The 22,826-nt window shown below is 70.0% G+C and carries 15 protein-coding genes; 8 read left to right on the top strand and 7 right to left on the bottom strand.

Annotation, left to right across the window (positions count from 1 at the left end; translation table 11 throughout):
* Positions 1-207 precede the first annotated feature (207 nt).
* Both ACZ4WH_RS40710 and pgeF read left to right on the top strand, forming a co-directional pair.
* The gene (locus ACZ4WH_RS40710) at positions 208-1,611 is read left to right on the top strand and encodes a MurT ligase domain-containing protein (RefSeq protein ID WP_468190534.1); all 1,404 of its coding nucleotides are present in this window, start codon (positions 208-210) and stop codon (positions 1,609-1,611) included.
* On the top strand, positions 1,605-2,324 hold the full coding sequence (pgeF, locus tag ACZ4WH_RS40705; protein ID WP_468190532.1) for a peptidoglycan editing factor PgeF: 720 nt from the start codon (positions 1,605-1,607) through the stop codon (positions 2,322-2,324). The genes ACZ4WH_RS40710 and pgeF overlap by 7 nt, the downstream gene beginning before the upstream one ends.
* A gap of 197 nt (positions 2,325-2,521) precedes the next feature.
* On the opposite strand, the gene ACZ4WH_RS40700 is transcribed toward pgeF, so the two are convergent.
* The 5 genes from ACZ4WH_RS40700 to ACZ4WH_RS40680 are packed head-to-tail and all read right to left on the bottom strand — an operon-like array spanning position 2,522 to position 9,648.
* Entirely contained in the window at positions 2,522-5,446 is a 2,925-nt protein-coding gene (locus tag ACZ4WH_RS40700; RefSeq protein WP_468190531.1) for a glycoside hydrolase family 2 TIM barrel-domain containing protein, read from the bottom strand.
* Positions 5,446-6,309, bottom strand: coding sequence for a carbohydrate ABC transporter permease (locus ACZ4WH_RS40695; protein WP_468190529.1), 864 nt, complete (start codon positions 6,307-6,309; stop codon positions 5,446-5,448). The genes ACZ4WH_RS40700 and ACZ4WH_RS40695 overlap by 1 nt, the downstream gene beginning before the upstream one ends.
* Positions 6,310-6,323: 14 nt before the next feature.
* Complete coding sequence (locus tag ACZ4WH_RS40690) at positions 6,324-7,280, bottom strand: carbohydrate ABC transporter permease (protein ID WP_468190527.1); 957 nt, start codon at positions 7,278-7,280, stop codon at positions 6,324-6,326.
* Positions 7,280-8,566 (bottom strand): ABC transporter substrate-binding protein, encoded by a 1,287-nt coding sequence (locus tag ACZ4WH_RS40685; protein WP_468190525.1) that lies wholly within the window; start codon positions 8,564-8,566, stop codon positions 7,280-7,282. The genes ACZ4WH_RS40690 and ACZ4WH_RS40685 overlap by 1 nt, the downstream gene beginning before the upstream one ends.
* A 59-nt stretch (positions 8,567-8,625) precedes the next feature.
* Complete coding sequence (locus ACZ4WH_RS40680; protein ID WP_468190523.1) at positions 8,626-9,648, bottom strand: carbohydrate kinase family protein; 1,023 nt, start codon at positions 9,646-9,648, stop codon at positions 8,626-8,628.
* A 127-nt stretch (positions 9,649-9,775) separates the two neighbouring features.
* Here ACZ4WH_RS40680 and ACZ4WH_RS40675 point away from each other — a divergent pair, with 127 nt between their 5' ends.
* From ACZ4WH_RS40675 to ACZ4WH_RS40655, 5 genes are all read left to right on the top strand, one after another.
* Positions 9,776-10,546 carry a DeoR/GlpR family DNA-binding transcription regulator gene (locus ACZ4WH_RS40675; protein WP_468190521.1) on the top strand — a complete coding sequence of 257 codons (771 nt, stop codon included), beginning with the start codon at positions 9,776-9,778 and terminating at the stop codon, positions 10,544-10,546.
* Positions 10,543-11,880, top strand: coding sequence for a 6-phospho-beta-glucosidase (locus tag ACZ4WH_RS40670; RefSeq protein ID WP_468190519.1), 1,338 nt, complete (start codon positions 10,543-10,545; stop codon positions 11,878-11,880). The genes ACZ4WH_RS40675 and ACZ4WH_RS40670 overlap by 4 nt, the downstream gene beginning before the upstream one ends.
* Before the next feature lie 44 nt (positions 11,881-11,924).
* Positions 11,925-14,969 carry an alpha-mannosidase gene (locus ACZ4WH_RS40665; RefSeq protein ID WP_468190517.1) on the top strand — a complete coding sequence of 1,015 codons (3,045 nt, stop codon included), beginning with the start codon at positions 11,925-11,927 and terminating at the stop codon, positions 14,967-14,969.
* Between the two features lie 3 nt (positions 14,970-14,972).
* A complete protein-coding gene (locus ACZ4WH_RS40660; RefSeq protein ID WP_468190515.1) occupies positions 14,973-16,223 on the top strand; it encodes an alpha-L-fucosidase in 1,251 nt (416 codons plus the stop codon).
* Between the two features lie 1,008 nt (positions 16,224-17,231).
* Positions 17,232-17,378 (top strand): hypothetical protein, encoded by a 147-nt coding sequence (locus ACZ4WH_RS40655; RefSeq protein ID WP_468190513.1) that lies wholly within the window; start codon positions 17,232-17,234, stop codon positions 17,376-17,378.
* Between the two features lie 77 nt (positions 17,379-17,455).
* Here the strand turns inward: ACZ4WH_RS40655 and ACZ4WH_RS40650 are convergent, their stop codons facing one another.
* Both ACZ4WH_RS40650 and ACZ4WH_RS40645 read right to left on the bottom strand, forming a co-directional pair.
* Positions 17,456-18,283, bottom strand: coding sequence for an alpha/beta fold hydrolase (locus ACZ4WH_RS40650; RefSeq protein ID WP_468190511.1), 828 nt, complete (start codon positions 18,281-18,283; stop codon positions 17,456-17,458).
* 869 nt (positions 18,284-19,152) lie between these two features.
* Positions 19,153-19,869, bottom strand: a complete 717-nt coding sequence (locus tag ACZ4WH_RS40645) for a hypothetical protein (protein WP_468190509.1) — start codon at positions 19,867-19,869, stop codon at positions 19,153-19,155.
* A 1,118-nt stretch (positions 19,870-20,987) separates the two neighbouring features.
* On the opposite strand from ACZ4WH_RS40645, the gene ACZ4WH_RS40640 reads away from it, so the two are divergent.
* The coding region (locus tag ACZ4WH_RS40640) for a S8 family serine peptidase (protein WP_468190507.1) at positions 20,988-22,826 on the top strand (1,839 nt) is incomplete at its 3' end.

Genomic DNA, 22,826 nt, shown 5'->3' with positions numbered 1-22,826 from the left:
CGGAGGGACCGGCCCGGTGCCCTCGTGTGCGCTGTCCGTCAAGGAGTGTGCGTTCAGCGCCGAGGACACACCTCACCGCAGCGGGCAGAGTTGTCGTGACCGGTGGACGTCCGGACCGGGCTCCGTGCCGCCGCAGGCCTGACGGGGTGGGCCGGCGCACCCTACACGGCAGGCCGGCATCCGCCACCGTGAGGCGAAGGGAAACACGTGGAGGGTGAGGAGTTGGCCGTCCCGGCCGTCGGCGCCAGGGTGCCCGAGAGCAGAACGGTGGACGGCACCGTGCCGGCCCTCGACGGCCGGACACGCGAAGCGGAGCCGCACGTCCGGGAGTCGCCCGGCACACCTTCCCGCCGCGGACTCCGACAGCGGCTGAGCCTGCGCAGCAGACTCGCCCTGCTCCTGGGCAGGGCGGCGAGCGCGGTCTACCGGCGCATGGGGTGGAAGGGCGCCGGAGGCGTCCTCGGCGACACGACGTTGTACTTCTCCCCCGGAGTGCTCGGGGAACTGGGCCGCTCGATGCAAACGGTCCTCGTCACCGGCACGAACGGCAAGACGACGACCTCCGCCCTGACCGCGGTGACGCTGGAGTCCCTCGGCAGTGTGGCCGCCAACAGCAGCGGCGCGAACCTTCCCCACGGGATCGCCACCGCCCTCATCAAGGCTCCCTCGGCCCGCTTCGGGGTCATCGAGGTGGACGAACGCCATTTTCCGTCCGTGTGCTCGGAGATACGTCCCGCGGTCGTCGTCCTGCTGAACCTGAGCCGGGACCAGCTCGACCGCAATCCGGAACCACGTGTCCTGGCCGAACGGTGGCGGACCACACTCACCGGTCTTGAGGACACCACCGTCGTCGCCAACAGTGACGATCCGCTGATCTGCTGGGTGGCCACGGCCGCCCGCCGGGTGATCTGGGTGGCGGGCGGAGGCCAGTGGTCGGAGGACTCCGTTCACTGCCCGGACTGCGGAGGGACTCTGCGGATCGCACGGGGGGAGCCGTGGCGGTGCTCGCAGTGCCCGAACGGCGCCCCGCGGCCCGACTGGACCGTCGAGGACGGACGCCTGGTGTGGCGTACCGGCTCCCGTTCCTTTCGGCCGGACCTCGCCCTGCCCGGCCGGGCCAACCAGATCAACGCGGCCATGGCGCTGGCTGCGGGGAACGTGCTCGGAGCCGAGCCGGAACAGGCGGTATCACGCCTGGAGCGGGTGGGTTCGGTCAGCGGCCGGTACGAGAGCGTCGAGGTCGGTTCCCGCGAGGTGCGGCTGCTCCTCGCGAAGAACCCCGCGAGCTGGATGGAGACGTTCGAAGTCCTCGGCGAGGCCGAAGTCGTCGTCATCGTGCTCAACTCCCGCAGGATCGACGGGCACGACCCCTCCTGGATCTGGGACGTCGAATTCCGCAGGATCGCGGGCCCGACCGTCTTCGTCACCGGGGACAGGCGCCTCGACCTCGCCGTGCGCCTGCACGTGGACGGCATCGAGTTCACCGTGGCCGACTCCCTGCGCGAGGCGTGCGAGGCGGCGCCGCCGGGCCGCATCGATGTCGTGGCCAACTACACCGGCTTCTTCGACGTGATCAGTGCCGTACGGGCCGGAAGGGAAGTGACATGCTAGTCATCGGCAGGGCATACATGGCCTTCACCGACCGGTCCCACGGGCTCAGGCTGCCCCCGGACGAGCGGCGCCGGCTCGGCGCGGACTGCGCGGAGGTCATCCGGGCCAACCGCGCGCGCACCGCGACCGGGTTCGGACTCGCCCCCGACCGCGTGGTGTTCATGCGGCAGGTGCACGGTGCGGACGTACGGTGGGTGACGGAGCCTTTCGGTGACTCTCCGCCTCCGACGGACGGCATCTGCACCGACCGGGCCGGGCTGGCCCTGGCCGTGTTCGTCGCCGACTGCGCCCCGGTCCTGCTCGCGGACTCTGACGCCGGGGTGGTGGGCTGCGCCCACGCGGGCCGGACCGGTCTTGCGTCCGGGGTCGTGACCGCCACTGTCCGGGAGATGACGCGCCGCGGTGCCGACCCGGCACGCACGACGGCACTCGTGGGACCCATGGTGTGTGCGAGCTGCTACGAGGTGCCGCGCGCCATGCGGGACGAGATGGCGGCCCTTCACCCCGCCGCGTCGGCCGTCACCACCAAGGGCACACCGTCCATCGACCTGAGAGCCGCCGTGCTGGGTCAGCTCCTCGACTGCGGGGTCACGGACGTCCGCCACGACCACCGCTGCACCGTCGAGAGCCCCGAGTTGTTCTCCTACCGCAGGGAGGGCCCCACGGGAGACTTCGCGGGGTACGTCTGGCTGGAGGAGGCCGGGGCGCGATGACCGCACGCCCGCGTCGTCCAGGCCGCCGTCGGATGTCATGCACGCGGTTCGGCGACGGCACCCGTACCCGACGCCGGCCAGGACTAGTGTGGCCGCACAGACCACTGTGCAGCGGCGACCAGTCCATCGCAAGGCCTTGACCGTCGACCGGGGTGAAGATGACGTCGGTTACGGCACCGCCGGAGACGCCGGGGGACTCACACCATGCGCAGGGTCCAGCTCCACCGGTGCACCCCCGGTGTGACGAGGTAGGCGGGGAAGGTGTCGGGGCCGCAGGAGGCCGTACCGAGGCCCCGGTGTGCGGCGTCGATGTGGACCACACAGCCGGTCCGCGGCGTGAGTTCGTCGTGGTGCGCGGCGGCGGTGAGGTCCTCGGCGCGGTAGCGGGTGACGGAGACCTGGCGGGGCTCGTCCAGCTCGACCGCGAGTCCGGTGGCGCCGGGCGACGACAGCGTGAACCGCCGTACGCCGTGCCGGCCGCCGCTTTCCTGGGGCCGCAGGTACGGGGTGAACAGGTCGTCGACGGGCAGTGCGTGGTGGCCGACCGGTGCCCCGGCGGCCCGGTCCGGATACGACTCCCAGGGACCCTGTCCGAACCACTCCAGCAGATCGAGCCCGGCCACCGTCTCGAAGACCGAGCCGATCCGGGCGACGTCGTGGAACTCCTCGGGCAGCTCGGCCGACTCGTCGACGCGGACGCCGCCCTCGACAGACGTGAATTCCTGCCGGTGCCGTACCACTCCGAGGGTGCAGGCATACTCGGACTCCACGGTCACCCGTTCGCCGTCCCGGTGTACGGAGATCACCTTGCGCACCATTCGGTCCAGGCCCCAGGCGCGCCAGCGCAGCGCCATCCCGCCCAGCTCGTCGTTGTCGGTGGGCGCCCGCCACAGCGACAGCGTCGGGGCGGTGGTCAGCAGCGGGTGGCGCAGCAGCCCCTCGGGGTCCACTTCGACGGCCGGCCCGGCCACGACCGGCTCCTTCGGGGCGTCCGCCGCCCGCAACCGGATCTGGGGCACGCACACCTCCGTACCGGCCGGTGCCCACGCCTGGTCCTCGGCCGTCGTCACCCGCAGCGTCAGCCACGCCTCGCCCCCGTCGGCCGGCACCGCGAACGGCAGCGGTACGGCCGCGGTCTCACCCGGCCGCAGGTCGGGCAGTTCGGCCGGGCCGGTCAGGGTACGGCCGTCGGCCAGCGTCAGCTCCCAGGTGCCCGTCAGCCAGTCCAGGCCGCGAAAGTGCTGATGGTTGGCGAGGACGATGCCCTCGTGCCCGAAGGATCGGATGCGGACCGGCGCCGCGATCTCCCGGTGCTCGTACATCACGGGCTTGGGAGTGCGGTCGGGGAAGACGATCCCGTCCGCGACGAACGCCCCGTCGTGCAGGGTCTCGCCGAAGTCACCGCCGTACGCCCAGCGGTGGCCGGGCGCGGCGACACCGTTGTCGTACAGTTCGGCGCCCGCGCGCCCGACCGGCCTGCCGTCGCTCACGCGCTGGAGAATTCCGTGGTCCCGGAACTCCCAGACGAACCCGCCCTGAAGGCCCGGAGTGGACTCGATGGCGGCCCAGTGGTCGGCCAGCGTGCCGTTGCTGTTGCCCATCGCATGCGAGTACTCGCACTGGATCAGGGGCTTGGTCTGCTGCCCGGACAGCGCGTGTGACAGGCAGTCCTCCAGCGGCGCGTACATGGGGCAGGCGATGTCGGATGCCACGTCCGGGTCCGCCCAGCCGCGCTTGGCCGCGCCTTCGTACTGGATCGGCCGGGTGGGATCGTGCCGGCGCACCCAGCCCGCCGCCGCGTCGTGGTTGGCGCCGTAGTCGGACTCGTTGCCCAGCGACCAGACGATGATCGAGGGGTGGTTCCTGTCGCGCAGCACCATGCGCGCGACGCGATCCACGAAGGCGTTCAGGTAGCGCGGGTCGTCGGCGATCTCATGGGCGTGGTCGTGGGACTCGATGTCCGCCTCGTCGACGACGTAGAAGCCCAGTTCGTCGGCGAGGTCGTACAGCCACGGATCGTTCGGGTAGTGCGATGTGCGGATCGCGTTGAAGCCGAACCGCTTCAGCAGCACCAGGTCCGCGCGCATGTCGTCGTACGACACCGTCCGCCCGGTCAGCGGATGGAAGTCGTGCCGGTTGACGCCGCGGATGAAGACCCGCTCGCCGTTGACCAGCAGGTCCCGGCCGACGATTGCGACGTCCCGGAAGCCGATGCGCTGGTACGAGGAGTCGGCGACCGTGCCGTCCGAGCGGTGCAGCCGGACGGTCAGCCCGTACAGCTCGGGCTGCTCCGCGTTCCAGATGCGCACCTCCGGCACGACGGCGTGGATACGGGCCTCGCCCAGGAAGTCGGAGACCCGCTCGTCCTCTGCGTTGAGCCGGTCGAACTCGGCGTCCTGGAAGAGGAGGTCACCGTCCAGATCACCGGTGACGTACCAGCCCTCGGGCAGCGCCCGGTCGCCCGCCGCGTTGCGCACCAGGCAGTCCACTCGCAGGTCGCCGTCCTGGCGTGCCCGTACGGTCACGTCCGCGAGATGCAGGGGGTCGGTCGTGTACAGCAGCACGGAACGGGTGATCCCGCCGTGCCACCACTGGTCCTGGTCCTCGATGTGCGTGGCGTCGGACCACTTGACCACCGTCAGCCGTACGACCGAGGGCTCACCGGGGCGTACGACGTCGGTCAGGTCGAACTCGGCGGCCAGGTGGGAGTCCTTGGAGACGCCGACGGGCCGTCCGTCGACGTGGACCAGCAGCACGCTCTCGGCGGCCCCGACATGCAGGACGATCCGGCGGCCGGCCCAGTCGGCGGGGACGTCCACGTGTCGTTCGTACACACCGGTGGGATTGGCGGCGGGCGACTGTGGAGGGAATTCCGCGTACGGCATACGGACATTGGTGTACTGCGGCAGGTCGTCGGTGTCCTGCATGGTCCACGCGCCCGGGACGTGCGCCGTCGACCATGTGCCGTGGACCGTCGCCTCCGGCGTCGGCAGGAGCTGAAAGCGCCAGTCGCCGTCCAGGGAGAGGGCGCCGGAGCGCCGGTCGACGGCGTTCATCGGCAGCCGCCCCCAGGATGTCACCTCGGGTGCCTGCCAGGGGCGGAGTGCCAGAAGCGGGTCCATCAACGGATGGCTCCCTTGCCGAGGTCGCCGATGATCTGCTTGGCGCCGATCGCGAAGACGATCAGCAGGGGGATGAGGGCGAGGAGTGCGCCGGTCACGACGATTCCGTAGTCGGTGGTGCCGTGCGTGCCGTTGAGCTGGGACAGGGCCACCTGGAGGGTGACGTTGCTGGGGTTGGTGAGGGCGATCAGGGGCCAGGCGTAGTCGTTCCACTGGCCCATGAAGGTGAAGATGCCGAGGAAGGCCAGGCCGGGCCGGACGACCGGCAGGGCGACGTGCCAGTACTGGCGGAGGAAGTTCGCGCCGTCGATGCGGGAGGCGTCGAGGAGTTCGTCGTGGATGGCGCCCTTCATGTACTGGCGCATCCAGAAGATGCCGAACGCGTTGGCCGCGGCCGGCACGATCAGTGAGGTCATCGTGCCGATCCAGCCGAGCTTTGCCATGATCACGAACTGTGGGATGGCGGACAGCTGCGCCGGCACCATGAAGATGACCATGAGCAGTGCGAACAGCACGTTCTTGCCGGGGAAGTCGAACTTGGCGAAGACGAAGGCCGCCAGCGAGTCGAAGAACAGGACCAGGAAGGTCACCGAGCCCGCCACCAGCAGCGAGTTCCACATCGAGCCGAAGAAGGCCACGCTGTGGAAGAGGTGGCGGACGTTCTCCAGGAAGTGCGAGCCCGGCAGCAGCTTCGGCGGATAGGCGAAGATATCCGACGACGTGTGCGTCGACATGATGACGGCCCAGTAGAACGGGAAGGCCGACAGCAGCAGACCGACGATGAGTACGGCGTGCAGCGCGATGCCCCGGGCGAAGGTTCCCTGTATGCGCTTTGGCCTGCGGGTTCCTTGAATGGATGCCATGGTGATCGGCCTTCCTAGTCTTCGCCCCGACGCTTCACCAGGCGCCAGTTGACGATCGAGAAGAGGATGACGACGAGGAAGACGCCCCACGCCACGGCGGCTCCGTAGCCGAAGTCGTTGTTGTCGAAGGTCTGCTGGAAGAAGTAGAGGACCATTGTCCGGCCCGCGTGGCCGGGACCACCGGAGAACGTCGACTCGTTGGCCGTGTTCTGCAGCAGCACCTGCGGTTCGGAGAAGCTCTGCAGGCCGGTGACCGTGGACACCACGAGCACGAACAGCAGCACCGGCCGCAGCATCGGCAGCGTGATCCGGAAGAAGGTCTGCACGGGACCGGCGCCGTCCATGCGGGCTGCCTCGTACAGCTCGCTCGGGACGGTCTGGAGGCCGGCCAGGAAGATGATCGCGTTGTAGCCGGTCCACTGCCAGGTCATCAGCGTCGCGATGGCGATCTTGATGCCCCACGGCGTGTTCAGCCACGCCACCTGATCGAGGCCGACCGCCTGCAAGAGGGCGTTCACCAGACCGAAGTTGGTGGAGAAGACCGAGCCGAAGACGATCGCGATGGCGACCACCGAGGTGACGTTCGGCAGGAAGTAGGCGAAGCGGTAGGCGTTCTTGAAGCGGACCGCCGAGTTGAGCATCACGGCCGTCACCATCGCCAGGAAGATCATGGGGAAGGTGGCCAGCGCCCAGATGACGATGGTGTTTCCGACCGACTGCCAGAAGTCGCTGTCACTCAGCAGGTACTGGTACTGCGACAGGCCCGCCCACTCCATCGAGCCGAGGCCGTCCCAGCGGTGAAGGGAGACGTAGAGCGAGAAGCCGACCGGGATCAGGCCGAAGCAGAGGAAGAGAAGGTAGAAGGGGGAGATCGCGGCGTAGAGGTGCCAGTACGTGCGCAGACCCCTGCGGGGACGGCCGGTCGGGAGGCTCTCCACGGTCGGCGCGGGCTTTTCGAGTGCGGTGGCCATCAGTAGCTCACCCCCAGGTGCTGGGCGATCCGGCGGCACTTGCTCATGGCGTCACTCCAGGCCTTCTTCGGGTCCTTGCCGAGGACGCCGACGTTCTTGATCTCGTCGAGGATGGGCTGCGAGAGTGCTACGTCGTACGGGCTGTTGTAGGCGACCACGATCTTCTGCGCGGCGGGGCCGAAGACGTCGGTGGTGACCTGACCGCCGAAGAAGGGGTCCGGCTCCCGCAGTTGCTTCATGTCGTACGTGGCGGGGGTGGAGGGGAACAGACCCGCATCGACGTACCCCGGGGCCTGGTTGGCGGCGTTCAGGATCCAGGTGATGATCTGGAACGCCTGCTCGGGCTCCCGGCACGCCTTGGTGATCGACAGGAACGATCCGCCGCTGTTGGAGGGCCGGACCGGCATCTGCGCCACGCGCCACTTGCCCTTGGTCTTCGGCACCCCGCTCTTGAGGTCGTACGTCGCCCACGAGGCGCCGAGCTGGCTGGGCAGCTTGCCGTCCTGCACGGCCGACAGCTGGTCCGGTGTGCCCGTGACCAGGTCGGACACGATCTTCCGCTGCTTGGCCTCCACGGCCAGCGCCCAGGCGTCGCGCACATGTGCCTGGTCTCCGATGAAGTGCCGGTCCTTGTCGACGTACCGCTCGCTGCCTTGCTGCACCACGTTGGTGAAGACGGACGTGATGTCGGTGAGCAGACAGCTCCCCGGGATCCTCTTCCTCAGTTGCTCGCCGGCCGCGAAGAACTTCTCCCAGGTGTTCAGCTGCTGGGAGACGTCGTCGGGTTCGTAGGGCAGCCCCGCCTTCTGGAAGACGGTGTACTGGTAGAAGTGCGCGACCGGCCCGCAGTCGATCGGAAACCCGACCATCGTGCCGTCGTCGGCGAGACCCTGCTCCCACTTCCATGACAGGTACTGGCTCTTGTACTTGTCGGCGCCCAAGGTCCTGAGGTCGACGAACTGGTCGGCGTTGGGCAGGTAGGACGCCATGTCCTCGCCCTTGAGGCCCGCGATGTCGGGGATGTGGGCCCGGCCGGTCATGGTGGTGAGCAGTTTCGACCGGTAGTATCCGCCGATCTTGATGGCCTGAAGGTCGACGTTCGCGTCGTAGCGGGCCTTCGCCTTCTGGACGACTGTGTCGCTGAGCCCGCCGTCCCAGTACCACAGGACCATGTTCCGGCCGGTGGAACCGGTCGGAACGGCACAGCCGGACGCCAGGCCGCCGAGCGCCGTGGCGGCCGTACCGGCCAGGCCCGCGCGCAGCAGGCCTCTACGTGAGAGCCGCACAGCTCCCACCGCCTTTCGGATCTTTTCGTGACTTCACATGAGCGTGGGGGTGGGGTGGGTCAGTGCTGCCGTGCGGGGGGAGTGACGGGTGCGTACCGCACCGGTGGGCCGGGGTCGGCCGGCAGCCGGTCCGCGAGGAAGCCGTAGGCGCGCTTCAGGTCGGGGTCGGCCGGCGAACAGCGCCACCAGCGGTCGACGCCGTACCAGCCGGGGGCGGCGAGAGCGCCGCCGTGGTGCTGGACGGACAGTCCGGCGGCGAGGACGGCGAATCGCAGCCGTTCCGCGAGCGGCCAGCCGCCCAGCGAGGCGGCGACGAAGCTCGCCCCGAAGACGTCCCCGGCGCCCGTCGCGTCGAGGACGTCCACGTCGAGGGCCGGAACCTCCGCGTACTCGCCGGTCGTCTGGTCGACGGCCACCGCGCCGTGGCCGCCGCGCGTCACCACCGCCACCGGGACCAGCTCGGCGAGCGCGCCCAGCGCGGCGGCCGCGGTGTCGGTGCGGGTGTAGGCCATGGCCTCGTGTTCGTTGGGGAGGAAGGCGTGGCACAGGGCGAGCTGGTCGAGGAGGTCCCGGGACCACTGCCGGGTGGGGTCCCAGCCGACGTCCGCGTAGATGTGGGTGCCGTTCGCGGCCGCCTTGGCGATCCACTCGCGGGGTTCGGCCTCGATGTGCACCAGGGCGGTGCGGGCCTGGGGCGGGTCGCCCATCAGCGCGTCCTGCGAGTACGGCGGTTCCTGGCCGTGGGTGACCAGGGCGCGGTCGTTGCCGTGCGCGAGGGAGACGGTGACCGGGGTGGGCCAGCCGTCCGCGATGCGGGAGAGCGAGAGGTCGACGTCCTCCTGGTCGCGCAGGACGTCCCGGCAGTGCGCGCCGTAGAAGTCGTCGCCGAAGACCGTGGCCAGCGAGGTGCGCAGACCGAACCGGGACGCGGCCACCGCGAGGTTCGCGATCCCGCCGGGGCCGCAGCCCATGCCGGCCGTCCAGATCTCCTCGCCCGGTGTCGGCGGCTGCGGGAGCCCCGTGAGGACGAGGTCGTAGAAGAGCAGCCCGGTCAGCAGCACATCGGGCCTGTCGTCGTCCACACGCCACCCTCTCGTCAGAAGTCGTCAATTTCGATGACCGGAATCGTGCGCCGCTCGCCGACATTGGTCAATAGTCGAGCAGAAGTGAGCATGGATTTGATTGAAGATGAAGAGTAGTGTTCACGGCGTGCTGGCAGAACGACGACATCAACTCATCCTGCGGGCCCTGCGCTCGGGTGGTCCCGCCGCCGTGACCGATCTCTCCGAGCAGCTGGGCGTGAGTCCCGCCACGATCCGGCGCGACCTGGTCAAGCTGGAGGAGGACGGGTTGCTCACGCGGGTGCACGGCGGCGCGGTCGTGGAGGAGGGCGACCAGCCCTTCGCCGAGGTCGCCGAGGTGCGCGTGGCCGAGAAGGACGCCATAGCGGAGCGGGCCGCGGCCATGGTCGCCGACGGCCAGTCGGTGCTGCTCGACATCGGCACCACCGCCTACCGGCTGGCCCGCCACTTGCACGGCCGCCGCCTCACGGTCATCACGAGCAACCTGGTGGTCTACGAGGAGCTCGCCGACGACGAGGGCATCGAACTGGTGCTGCTCGGCGGCATGGTCCGGCGCGAGTACCGGTCCCTGGTCGGCTTCCTCACCGAGGACAACCTGCGCCAGCTGCACGCCGACTGGCTGTTCCTGGGCACCAGCGGCGTCCGTCCGGGCGGACAGGTGATGGACACGACGGTCGTGGAGGTGCCGGTCAAGCGCGCCATGATCAATGCGAGCGACAAGGTCGTGCTGCTCGCCGATGCGGCCAAGTTCCCAGGTACGGGCATGGCGAAGGTATGCGGTCCCGAGCACCTGGACATGGTGGTGACCAACGCTCCCATCGACCCGGCGACCCGGTCCTCCCTGGAGGAGGCCGGCGTCGAGGTGGTCATGGCAGGAGCAGGAAGGGTACGGACGTGAAACTGACGATCCTGGGCGGCGGTGGATTCCGGGTGCCGCTGGTGTACGGGGCACTGCTGACGGACCGCGGCGAGGGGCGGGTGACCGAGGTCGTCCTGCACGATCTCGACGACAGCCGACTGCATGCAGTCGCCCGTGTGCTCGCTGAACAGGCGTCGACCGTCGACGACGCCCCCACCGTGACCGTCAGCACCTGCCTCGACGAGGCCCTGCGCGGTGCCGACTTCGTCTTCTCCGCGATCCGCGTCGGCGGCCTGGAAGGCCGTGCGAACGACGAGCGGGTCGCGCTGGACGAGGGCGTGCTCGGCCAGGAGACGGTCGGCGCGGGCGGCATCGCATACGGTCTGCGGACGGTCCCCGTCGCCGTTGACATCGCCCAGCGGGTGGCCCGCCTCGCCCCCGATGCCTGGGTCATCAACTTCACCAACCCCGCCGGCCTGGTCACCGAGGCCATGTCCCGCCACCTCGGCGACCGCGTCATCGGCATCTGCGACTCCCCGGTCGGCCTGGGCCGCCGTATCGCCCGGGTCCTGGGTGCCAATCCGCAGGAGGCCTGGATCGACTACGTCGGCCTCAACCACCTCGGCTGGGTGCGCGGCCTGCGCATCGCGGGCCGGGACGAACTCCCGCGCCTGCTCGCCGACCCCGGCCTGCTCGGCTCCTTCGAGGAGGGCAAGCTCTTCGGCACCGACTGGCTGCGGTCCCTCGGCGCGATCCCCAACGAATACCTGCACTACTACTACTTCAATCGCGAGGCCGTCCGCGCCTACCAGCAGGCCCAAAAGACCCGCGGCGCCTTCCTGCGCGACCAGCAGGCGCACTTCTACCAGCAGGTCAGGGACCCGGGCAGGAAGGCCCTGGACGTCTGGAACCGCACCCGCGCCGAGCGCGAGGCGACCTACATGGCCGAGAACCGCGAGACCGCGGGCGCCGGCGAACGCGACGCCGACGACCTCTCCGGCGGCTACGAGAAGGTCGCCCTCGCCCTGATGCGCGCCATCGCCCGCGACGAGCGCACCACCCTGATCCTCAACGTCCGCAACCGCAGCACCCTGTCCGTGCTCGACGGTGAGGCCGTCATCGAGGTGCCCTGCTTCGTCGACGCCAACGGCGCCCACCCGGTCGCCGTCGACCCGCTGCCCGACCACGCCACCGGCCTCGTCTGCGCGGTGAAGGCCGTCGAGCGCGAGGTGCTCGCGGCCGCCGAGTCCGGCTCCCGCGCGACGGCCGTGAAGGCGTTCGCGCTGCACCCACTGGTCGACTCGGTCAACGTCGCCCGCCGGCTGGTCGAAGGCTACACGGCGGTCCATCCCGGCCTGGCCTACCTCACCTAGCCAGCCGGTCAGCAAGCGCTTCCAGCCCTCTTCTGGAGACCTCCATGCACGACGAACGCCGCCGGATCGAGGAGCGCGTAGAGCGCCTCCACAACCAGCGCATCAAGCCCGCGATCCACGCGGCCACCGTGCCCTTCGAGGTGGCGGCCTGGCAGGCCCCCGGGGAGCCGGTGCCCTTCGAGGAAGCCGCGGCCGCCCCGTACGAGCCGTTCGCCACGGACACCCTGTGGGGCCCGCCCTGGGGCACCACCTGGTTCCGGCTGCACGGCCAGGTGCCCGCCGAGTTCGCGGGTCGCCGCGTCGAGGCCGTCATCGACCTCGGCTTCGTGGGCGACTGGCCCGGCAACCAGGCCGAGGCCCTGGTCCACCTCACCGACGGGACCCCGCTGAAGGCGGTCAACCCGCTCAACCAGTACGTGCCGATCGCCAACCCGGCGACCGGCGGGGAGGTCATCGACTACCTGCTCGAGGCCGCCTCCAACCCCGACATCCTCGCAGGCGACTTCGCGGCCCCGACCCCGCTCGGCGACGTCCTGACGGCCGGCGACAAGCCGCTCTACACCTTCAAGCGCGCCGACATCGCCGTCCTCGACGAAGAGGTCTGGCACCTCGACCTGGACCTACAGGTGCTCCGAGAGCTGATGCTGGAGCTGGGCGAGCACGACCCGCGCCGGCACGAGATCACGCACGCCCTCGACCACGCGATGGACCTGCTCGACCTGGACGACATCTCCGGCTCGGCGCCCGCCGTCCGCGAGGCCCTGAAGCCGGTGCTGTCGAAGCCGGCGCACGCGAGCGCCCACCGCATCTCCGGCGTGGGCCACGCGCACATCGACTCGGCCTGGCTGTGGCCGGTCCGCGAGACCAAGCGCAAGACCTCCCGGACCTTCTCCAACGTGACATCGCTGGCGGACGAGTACGAGGAGTTCGTCTTCGCCTGCTCCCAGGCCCAGCAGTACGAGTGGGTGCGCGACAACTACCCGCGCGTGTGGGCCCGCATCCAGGAGTCGGTCAAGAAGGGCCAGTGGGCGCCGGTCGGCGGCATGTGGGTGGAGGCCGACGGCAACCTGCCCGGCGGCGAGGCCGTCGCCCGCCAGTTCGTACACGGCAAGCGGTTCTTCATCGAGCACTTCGGCGTGGAGACCAAGGGCGTCTGGCTGCCCGACTCCTTCGGCTACAACGCTGCCTACCCGCAGCTCGCCAAGCTGGCCGGCAACGAATGGTTCCTCACCCAGAAGATCTCCTGGAACCAGACCAACAAGTTCCCCCACCACACCTTCTGGTGGGAGGGCATCGACGGCACCCGCATCTTCACCCACTTCCCACCCGTCGACACCTACAACGCCTGCTTCAGCGGCGAGGAGATGTCCCGCGCGGTCCGCAACTACGCCGAGAAGGGCGCCGCGACCCGGTCGCTGGCCCCGTTCGGCTGGGGCGACGGCGGTGGCGGGCCCACCCGCGAGATCATGGAGCGCGCCCGACGCCTGAAGAACCTGGAGGGCTCCCCGCGGGTCGAGGTCGAGCACCCGGACGCGTTCTTCGCCAAGGCCCGTGCCGAGTACGAGGACGCGCCGGTCTGGGTCGGCGAGCTCTACCTGGAGCTGCACCGCGCCACCTACACCTCCCAGGCCCGCACCAAGCAGGGCAACCGGCGCAGCGAACACAAGCTGCGCGAGGCCGAGTTGTGGGCCACGACGGCCGCCCTGCACGCGCCCGGCTACCGGTACCCGCACGAGAAGCTCGACCGGCTCTGGAAGACCGTCCTGCTCCACCAGTTCCACGACATCCTGCCGGGCTCCTCGATCGCCTGGGTGCACCGCGAGGCCGAGGCCGAATACGCGCGTGTCGCCGAGGAACTGGAGGCGCTGACCGCCGAGGCGATCGCCGCGCTGGGCACCGGCACCGCCCGGGTCTTCAACACCAGCCCCTACGCCCGCGCCGAGGTCGTCCGCGACGGAGCGGGTGCGCCGGTCCACGTCGAGGTCCCGGCGAGCGGCAGCGCGCCGCTGACCGGCGGCGCCGAGGCTCCGCAGCCGGTGACGGTCGACGGGCAGGTCATCGACAACGGCTTGGTGCGCGTACGGATCGCAGACGACGGCACCCTGTCCTCCGTGTACGACCTGCGGGCGAACCGCGAGGTCCTCGCCGACAAGGGCAACCTCCTGCGCCTGCACACCGACCTCCCGAACTACTGGGACGCCTGGGACGTCGACAAGCACTACAGGAATCGCTACACGGACCTGCTGGACACCACGGAGATCACGGTCGTCGAGCAGGACCCGCTCCTCGGCGCGATCCGTGTCAGCCGCTCGTTCGGCAACGGCTCGAAGATCACCCAGACGATCACACTCCGGGCCGGCAGCCCCCGGATCGACTTCGAGACGGACATCGACTGGCACGAGGCCGAGAAGTTCCTCAAGGCCGGCTTCCCGGTGGACATCCGCGCCCCGCACTCCTCCGCCGAGATCCAGTTCGGCCACGTCCAACGGCCCACCCACACCAACACCACCTGGGAGGCGGCCCGTTTCGAAGTCTCCGGCCACCGCTGGCTGCACATCGCGGAGCCCGGCTACGGCGTCGCCGTCATCAACGACTCGACGTACGGCCACGACGTCTCCCGCACGGTCCGCGAGGACGGCGGTACGACCACCACCGTCCGCCTCTCCCTGGTCCGCGCCCCGCGCGTCCCGGACCCCGGAGCCGACCAGGGCCGGCACCGTTTCACCTACTCCCTTCTGCCCGGCGCGAGCATCGCGGACGCCGTCGCCGAGGGCTACGCCCTCAACCTGCCGCTGCGGGTCGCCGAGGCGGCCGGCGAGCCGCAGCCGGTCGTCTCGGTCGACGGCGAAGGAGTGACCGTCGAGGCGGTCAAGCTCGCCGACGACGCCTCCGGCGATGTCGTCGTCCGCCTCTACGAGTCCCGGGGCGGCCGCGCCCAGGGCATCCTGCGCACCGGCTTCCCACTCGCCGACGCCCAGGTCACCGACCTGCTCGAGCGCCCCCTGGAGGCCGCGACCACCGACGGCGACACCGTGCCCGTCGAGCTGCGCCCCTTCCAGATCCTTACCCTCCGCCTGCGCAGGAGCTGACCCATGGCGATGCAACCCTGGTTCACCGACGCCAAGTTGGGGATCTTCGTGCACTGGGGCATCTACGCCGTCGACGGGGTCCAGGAGTCCTGGTCCTTCTACGACGACATCGTGCCGCACGACCAGTACATGTCCCAGCTGGAGCGCTTCACCGGCGCCCACTACGACCCCGAGGCATGGGCGGACCTGTTCGCCCGCGCCGGCGCCGGATACGCCGTCCTGACCAGCCGCCACCACGACGGCGTCGCCCTGTGGGACACGGCGTACGGCGACCTCAACCTCGGCAGGGACTACCTCGGCCCCTACGCCGAAGCCCTGCGCGACAGGGGCCTGAAGGTCGGCCTGTACTACTCGCACTCCGACTGGAACCACCCCGACTACGCGAGCACCCGCAAGCCGGGCCGCCCGCCGGAGCTGGAGGACAACCGCTACTCCGAAGTGGCCGCCGAGGACGAGGACCTGGACGCCTGGGAGCGTTTCATCGCCTACCGGGACGGCCAGATACGGGAGCTGGCCTCCCGCTACCGGCCGGACCTGATGTGGTTCGACGGCGAGTGGGACCGCAGCGAGGAGCAGTGGCGCATCCCCGAACTGGCCGCGCTCATCCGCTCGTACGTCCCGCACGTCGTCTTCAACGCGCGCATGCTCAGCGAGGGCGACTACGCCACCCCCGAACAGGGCGCCCCCGTCGTGCCCCCGGACGGCCCCTGGGAGCTGTGCCTGACGATCAACGACTCGTGGGGCTACCAGCACCGCGACCACAACCACAAGTCCCTCGCCCAGCTGATCCGCTACTTCACCGAGACCATCGGCGGCGGCGGCAACCTGCTGCTCGACGTCGGTCCCATGGAGGACGGCACCATCCCGCAGCCGCAGGTCGAGCGCCTGGAGGGGCTGGGGGAGTGGATCCGCAAACACGCGGAGGCGGTCTACGGCACCGTGCGCGGCCTTCCGGCCGGGCACCACTACGGTCCCAGCACCCTCTCTCCCGACCGGCGCACCCTCTACCTCACCGTGTTCGACGCCCCACGCGCCGAGATCGGCGTCCGGGGCCTGGCCACCAAGGTCAACAGGGTCACCGTCCTCGGCACCGGCACCGAACTCGGCCACCGGGTGATCGGCGGACTCCACGAGGCGGTCGGGGTGCTGTGGATCGACCCGCCGGCCGAGTCCGACCTCGACCCGCACGCCACCGTCCTCGCCGTCGAACTGGACGGCGAACTGGAGCTGTACCGGGGGGCCGGCCGGTTCTGACCCCGGCGATGCAGTGCTTCCCGGACGACGACGTACGGGACCCTCGTGAGCAGGGGCGGCTCCGCGGGTAGCGGCACGGCGAACAGCCCCGTCCTGTACCTAGTCTGCGTGTAGTGGGAAGTTGGAGGGCTGCGCCGCTCGGGCGTCAGGCCCTTCAACTGCTGCAAAGAGGATCAAACGTGACCTGAGAACGGCTGGACGCCGGCGGAGGAAGCCGAGCGCCGTTCCTGCGGCAGGGGGGCTCACGGCCTGCGGACGGGAAAACCAGGCTGGTCGACCAGCGCTTCGCAGGCGCCACCTCTCTTCGAAACGGACAGGGACGTGTCCACGAAGGAGCCGGCTCTACAGGCAGCGCCCGTCCGTGATCGCTGCGGCTCCGCGTTCGGCGCAGGCGCCCGGGGGACTGGTGTCCGTAAGGCCCGCAGCGTCGCACCGGTGAGGAGAAGCCGTTTCCGCCCCGTGCAGCCGCGGAGGCCTGTCGACCCCGCTCCTCAGGGGTGGACAGGAGAACTCTGCTGCACTCGCCGCGGCCGTGAATCCGACGGAAGAGGGATCTTGCGAGGTGACCGTACGACTTTCGGCCGACTGGCGGGTGTCACCTCCATGCGCGCCACGCCGGTCGGCTGGTGCGCACCGGCGGGGCCGGCAGCCGCACCAGCGGGCGGGTCGGCGATGTCCGGCACGGCATGCTTCGGGCCAACCGGCCACGATGACGAGAGCCCCGCACCACGGCGGAGGTGACGGCCGAACTGGACGCCATCGCAAAGGAGCACGGAAGGTCGTACGGATTCGTCATGCTCTGCTCGGCGAGTCTGACACGACCACGCGAGGCCGTTGCGGGCATCACGGACAGGCCCGCTCCGCAGGCAGGTTCGCCCCGGTCCACGGCGCCTGGTGGGCCCAGGCCCGCAAGGCCCACGGCGAACGGGACGACAGGCGGGCCTTGATCGAGGTGCTGCTGGGCCGGCACGTTCCCACGAGCACCTGGTCGCCGGGCTGGCCACAGCCTTGCGGGCCGGGGCCCTGACCGCGGACGCGGTCGCCCTGGAAACCCGCGAGGCCGCCCGGGCCGAGGACGAGCCGCCCGTCTCCGGCCGGCCCACGGGCAGTGGTTCCGAGGCCTGGCCGGGGAGCATGACGTTTCTGCGCGAGTGATGGTGGTCGAACCGGTTCCTTGCGCGAGGGGTTGGAGGCCACCCTCGGCCGGTTCGGCCGCCGTCGGATGTGGCTGCCTACCGGCGGGAGCGGGACAGGGCTGTGGCTCGGTACGGCTCCAGGAACGCCGTAAGGGCCGTCAGCAGTTCCTGGGGCGCTTCTTCGGCGACCCAGTGGCCACTGCCCGGAATGACCAGGGTCTGCACGTCGTCGGCGGCAAGCTTCATCGTGGTGGCGACTCCCTGCCCGACGCTTTCGGCTCCGCCGATCGCCAGGACCGGCATGGCCAGGCGCTTCTTCACCCGGTCGGCGTTCTGCATGAAGGTCGCATCGAGTTGGCGATACCAACCGAAGCTGCCGCGCAGTGCGTGCCGGTGCGTGGTGAGGGATCGAATGTAGTGACGGGTGGCATAGGCGGGCAGCTTCCGTGCGGCCTTCGTCTCCAACTGCCAGCCGAAGTAGATGTCCTCCCGCCCCGCGACGAGGAGTTCGTTGACGTGCTCCAGTCTGTTGAAGGGGAAGTGCCACAGCATGTTGTTGGCCTGGGACGTGCCGAGCAGGGGCGGTGACGGTGTCACGCCGGGGATCACGGCTTCCGCGACGGCGAGCCGGTCGACTCGGTGTGAGTGGTCGGCGGCCAGCGCGTAGCCGATCGGCATGCCGGTGTCATGGCCCACCACCGCGAAGCGATCGTGGCCGAGAGCGTCCATCAGCGCTGCCAGGTCGCCGGCGAGGGTGCCGGTGTCGTATCCGTCGCGGGGCTTGTCGGTCAGTCCGATGCCGCGCTGGTCGACGGCGATGACGGTGTAGTGCCGGGCCAGTTCGGGCATGAGCAGGCGCCAGGCGTACCAGTTCTGCGGCCAGCCGTGCACCAGGAGCAACGGCGGTCCCTCGCCACCGATCACCGCGTGCTGGCGTATTCCGTTGGCTTGGACGAGCCGGCTGGTGAAGATGCGCTCGAACCCCGCGGGGAGCTCCGGAACGCCGGAGACGGAGCCGAACCCGTGAGAGGTTCGGGGAGTAGCGGCGGCAGGCGGTGCGGAGGTGCCCACGAGCCCGACACCGGCGGCGACCGCGGTGGCGCCACCCACGAAGGCCCGGCGTGAGACCCCCCGCGCGTCATGGTCCGACGGCGTCGCGTCCTGACCTGCCCGGGAGGGCGGTTCCACTGAGGAAGTGTTCATGGATATCCCTTTCGATTTCAGTCCCGGCCACCGCGGTACGGGTGTCGGGACATCCGGCCCGGAGCGCGCGTGACGCGTCGGCAACGGGGGGCTGACACCCCCTGGGGCCGTACCGCTCGGCTGTGAGGTGTCACCGGGTGGCCCTGCAAGCGGACCGACCGGACGATGGAGTTGTACGCGGCGCGTGAAATGCTCCGGCGCATCGCATGGCGTTGCGCCATCCGTTCCGCACCCTCGGCGCGGAAGCCGCCGTGCCCGCCCGGGGTGGGCGGCGGGAGGACGAGCGGGCCGGGCCGTTCTTGCCTGCGGGAACGGCATCGTCACCGCGCCGACCGGCGGCCAGCCGGTCGACCGCCACCGCAAGGGGCGCCCTCGCGTGCGGCGACGGCCACAAGGCCGCCCGGCGCTGTGTCTGCGGCGCCGCGCTCTTCGGGCGGGACGAGACCCGGACACGGGAGTTCGAGTACGAACCCATCCCCACCGACCGGGAGCAGCGCCGAGGGCCGTCACCGGCGCAGTGGCACTGTCCACGCGTCGCGGCTGGTACGCCAGTCACGCTCCGCCGACCGCTCGTCCCAGCGCTTCCAAGGTCAGATGAACAGGACGCTCTCGACGTCGATGGTGACGAGTTCGATGTCTCGTGAGACCCTTCCGTCCTCGCCCAGCCGGAAGACCCGCCGCCGGGTCGGGACCATGATCCCGTCGAACTCCTCGTAGTCCGAGGGATAGTGCGCGGCGGGACCCGCGTTGATGACCTTGGCGGTGTAATCATGCCTGCGCAGCAGGCCGTCGGAGCCGAAGTAGAACAGCTGCTCGCGGCAATGCGTCGCGATGTGGTCCGGGAAGGTGACCCGCAGGCGCCTCCAGGTCTCGCCCTCCTCGGTGACCGGAGACAGTTCCACGGCCGTGAATCCGGGAAAGCTGAAGGTGAACGGGGAGGTCAGGTACGTCCACATGGCGTACCCGGCGAAATAGGCGACCTGTAGGTTGTCCCAGGGCGCGTGCAATTCGCTCGGGAATGAGGCGCGAGGGTCGAATCGCTCGGCCTTCACCTCGCCGCCGGCGGTCTCCACGGCCACCCGCTCGGGCGTGAAGGAGGTCCGCAGGTGGGGAGCGGTGAAGGGATAGTGGCTGGCATGCTGCCGGCGCAGGTCGAGCCGAACAGCCGCATGATCCAGGATCCCTTCCTGCCCTTTCAGCTGCCACAGCGCGCCGCCAACGCGGATGTGGGCAGTGGCCGAGCTGTACTGGCTGTAGCGGTCCAGACCGCCGTGCGCCTCGATGGCGGTGGTGACCAGATCACCCATGGCGAGTTCTCCCTTGAGCTGAAGTGAACGTGACAGGCACCCAGTTCGGCACCGCCGGGCGAAGCGCTGGCACTCCGGATTTACGAGCATATGCTCTTACTTGGGTCACTGCAAGCGGCGATTGAGTTCTGGCCACACTGTCCCCGGGGAGGTGGAGCTCGCCGGTGATCGCGCACGTGATCGACGCATCGGTACGGCTACCTCGGCGTTCGTGTGAGTGCCCGCCCGCCTGGCTCGGATGGGCCGAGGACCGAACTGGCCTGGCCTCTTCTGGAACGCGTTGCCTGGCCTCTTCTGGAACGCGTCCGCGTCCCTCGCGCCGGCCGGGACCGATCGCGCCGCAGGCCCGACCAGGTCATCGCGGACAACGCTCACAGCTGAGCGGGCGTTGCACGTCGGGCTGCCGGTGGTTGGCGTGGAAGGCGTCACCATATGACGTGGTCCTTGCCGGAGCCGATGTCAACCGTGGCCACCCCTGCCCGCCGGGCGGGGCATACGTGTTTGTCGGCAGGCCGGGTCCGCCAGACACCACTCGCTCAAGCCGGAGCCGGCTGCCACCTGCGCGGCTACGCCGGTCCCCTCGTACTTCACGAGCACGCAGCCATCGACGTCCGGCTCGTCTTCACGACCGAAGTCGACCTCCTCGACCGGCCAGCCCTAGGTGTCGGGCAGTTTGCGCTCTGCCTCAGATGCCGTACGTCCAGCATGCCTGAAGGTGATCAACGTTCGGCTGGGAGAAGGAACATCAACTGGAGCCACGCGCGCTTCCCTCGGTTCCAGCGCGCCTCGACGTACTTCATGGCGCCCCCGGTAGTGGTGCAAGGCCAGTTGTAGTGGTGCAAGGCCAGGACGCTGGACGAACCCGGCGTCTGGCCGAGATCTCCCAGCAACTGCCACCGCCTTCCGGCTGCCCGCCGTCGTGGCCCTACAGGAGGTCCGGGACCTCTCCCGCGATCGGCATCGGCGCGCCACGCACGTCAGGCCTTGGCCGAGGCTGTCGGTGGACTCCACCTGACACAAGTGCGCAATGGCACAACGGCGCCAGCCGGATGCCGTTGCAAAACCTCAGCGATGACTGATCATCAGGAGCCTCTGCTCGCTTCTTGAGAGGAGTTTCGTTGCCCACGCTTCCCATTCCCAGACCAGGGCCGATCGCGCTCGCCGCGGCCGCCGCCCTGGTCATGGGGGTCATACCAACCATCGCTCCGGCGTACGCCGACCCGACCGCGTCGGGGCCCGTCGGCGGGCCCTCCGCGTCGCCGACCGACCCCGAGGCCCCGGCCGGCGCGGTGCGGCGATGGATCCCGCTGATCACCGGCGACCGGGTCGCGGTGAACGCGACGGGCGGCATCGTCTCCATACGCCCTGCCAAGGGACGCGAAGGCATCCCCGTCTTCACCGAGACCGTCGCCGGGCGCACCTACGCAGTCCCCGCCGACGCGCGGAGTCTCCTCCAGGCCGGCCGGCTGGACCGAAGCCTGTTCGACATCACCACACTGAGCTCCCCGGCCTACGCGCAACGCCATGACGTGCGGCTCATCGTGCGGTACGAGACGGACCGTTCGGCCGCCAGGACGGCCCTGCGCGCCGGCGCCCGGACGCATCGCACTCTGGCCAGCATCGACGCCGACGCCGTCACGGCGTCCGCCAACGGCACCGCACGGCTCTGGTCCACGCTCACCACCGGGCCGGCCGACGCCACCCAGCGCATGACCGCACCGGGTATCGCCTCGGTATGGCTCGACGCCGTCGTCCGACCCACCCTCGACACCAGCGTGCCGCAGATCGGCGGCCCGCAGGCGTGGGCAGCCGGGTTCGACGGCACCGGCTCACGCATCGCCGTCCTCGACACCGGTGTGGACACCACCCACCCCGATCTGGCCCGGCAGGTGATGGCCGAACGCAATTTCTCCGACTCCCCGGACACGAACGACCGCTACGGCCACGGTACGCACGTCGCGTCCATCGCGGCCGGCACCGGCGCGAAGTCCGGTGGCAGGTACAAGGGCGTCGCGCCAGGAGCCGCGATCCTGAACGGCAAGGTCCTCGGCGATCGAGGGTCGGGCGACATGTCCGGGATCATTGCCGGCATGGAGTGGGCAGTGGCTGAGAAGGCCGACGTCGTCAACCTCAGCCTCGGGTCCTGGGACGAGGCGGGGATCGACCCGATGGAGGAGGCCGTCAACCGACTGTCGGCCGAGACCGGAACACTCTTCGTCGTCGCCGCCGGCAACAACGGCGATCAGGGCGCCGGCACCATCAGCACGCCCGGCAGCGCGCAAGCCGCCCTCACCGTCGGTGCCGTCGACAAGCAGGACCAGCTCGCCTCCTTCTCCGGTACCGGCCCCCGAGCCGGTGACGGCGGAGTCAAGCCCGACCTGACTGCTCCAGGAGTGGCCATCGGGGCCGCAAAGGCCGCGGACAGCGGACTGCCCGGCACCCCTGTCGCCGACGGCTACATGGCTCTCAGCGGCACCTCCATGGCCACGCCGCACGTCGCCGGCGCCGCCGCCATCCTCGCCCAGCAGCACCCCGAGTGGAACGGCGACGACATCAAGCAGGCGCTGACCGCCTCCACGGCACCAGGTCCCTACACCGTCTTCCAACAGGGATCCGGACGGGTCGATCTGCGTACGGCGACAAAGCAGACCGTGGTCACCCGTCAGACGTCGCTGCCCTTCGGCGTCCTCCAGTGGCCGCACGCCGACGACAAGCCGGTCACCAAGGACCTCACCTATCGCAACCTGGGAAGCACCCCGGTCACCCTGAAGCTGGCAACAGACGTCACCGGGCCCGACGGCACTCCCGCGCCCAGCGGCATGTTCACCGTCGACGAGCAGGTCACGATCGCAGCCCACAGCGAGGAGACGGTGCGTGTCACCGCCGACACCCCGACCTGGGGTGGCACCACAAGCACCCTCCCCCGGCACGTCCCCCCCCCCGGCCACGGAAAAACC

It is taken from the genome of Streptomyces sp. NPDC029138 (genome assembly GCF_055564375.1).
This window is presented reverse-complemented; position numbering and strand designations above follow the sequence as displayed.

Excerpts from the sequence above, each read along its gene's own strand:
- ACZ4WH_RS40660 (WP_468190515.1), top strand. The coding sequence starts at position 14,973 with ATGGCGATGCAACCCTGGTTCACCGACGCCAAGTTGGGGATCTTCGTG.
- ACZ4WH_RS40695 (WP_468190529.1), bottom strand. The coding sequence starts at position 6,309 with ATGGCATCCATTCAAGGAACCCGCAGGCCAAAGCGCATACAGGGAACC.
- pgeF (WP_468190532.1), top strand. The coding sequence starts at position 1,605 with ATGCTAGTCATCGGCAGGGCATACATGGCCTTCACCGACCGGTCCCAC.
- ACZ4WH_RS40645 (WP_468190509.1), bottom strand. The coding sequence starts at position 19,869 with ATGGGTGATCTGGTCACCACCGCCATCGAGGCGCACGGCGGTCTGGAC.
- ACZ4WH_RS40665 (WP_468190517.1), top strand. The coding sequence starts at position 11,925 with ATGCACGACGAACGCCGCCGGATCGAGGAGCGCGTAGAGCGCCTCCAC.
- ACZ4WH_RS40690 (WP_468190527.1), bottom strand. The coding sequence starts at position 7,280 with ATGGCCACCGCACTCGAAAAGCCCGCGCCGACCGTGGAGAGCCTCCCG.
- ACZ4WH_RS40700 (WP_468190531.1), bottom strand. The coding sequence starts at position 5,446 with ATGGACCCGCTTCTGGCACTCCGCCCCTGGCAGGCACCCGAGGTGACA.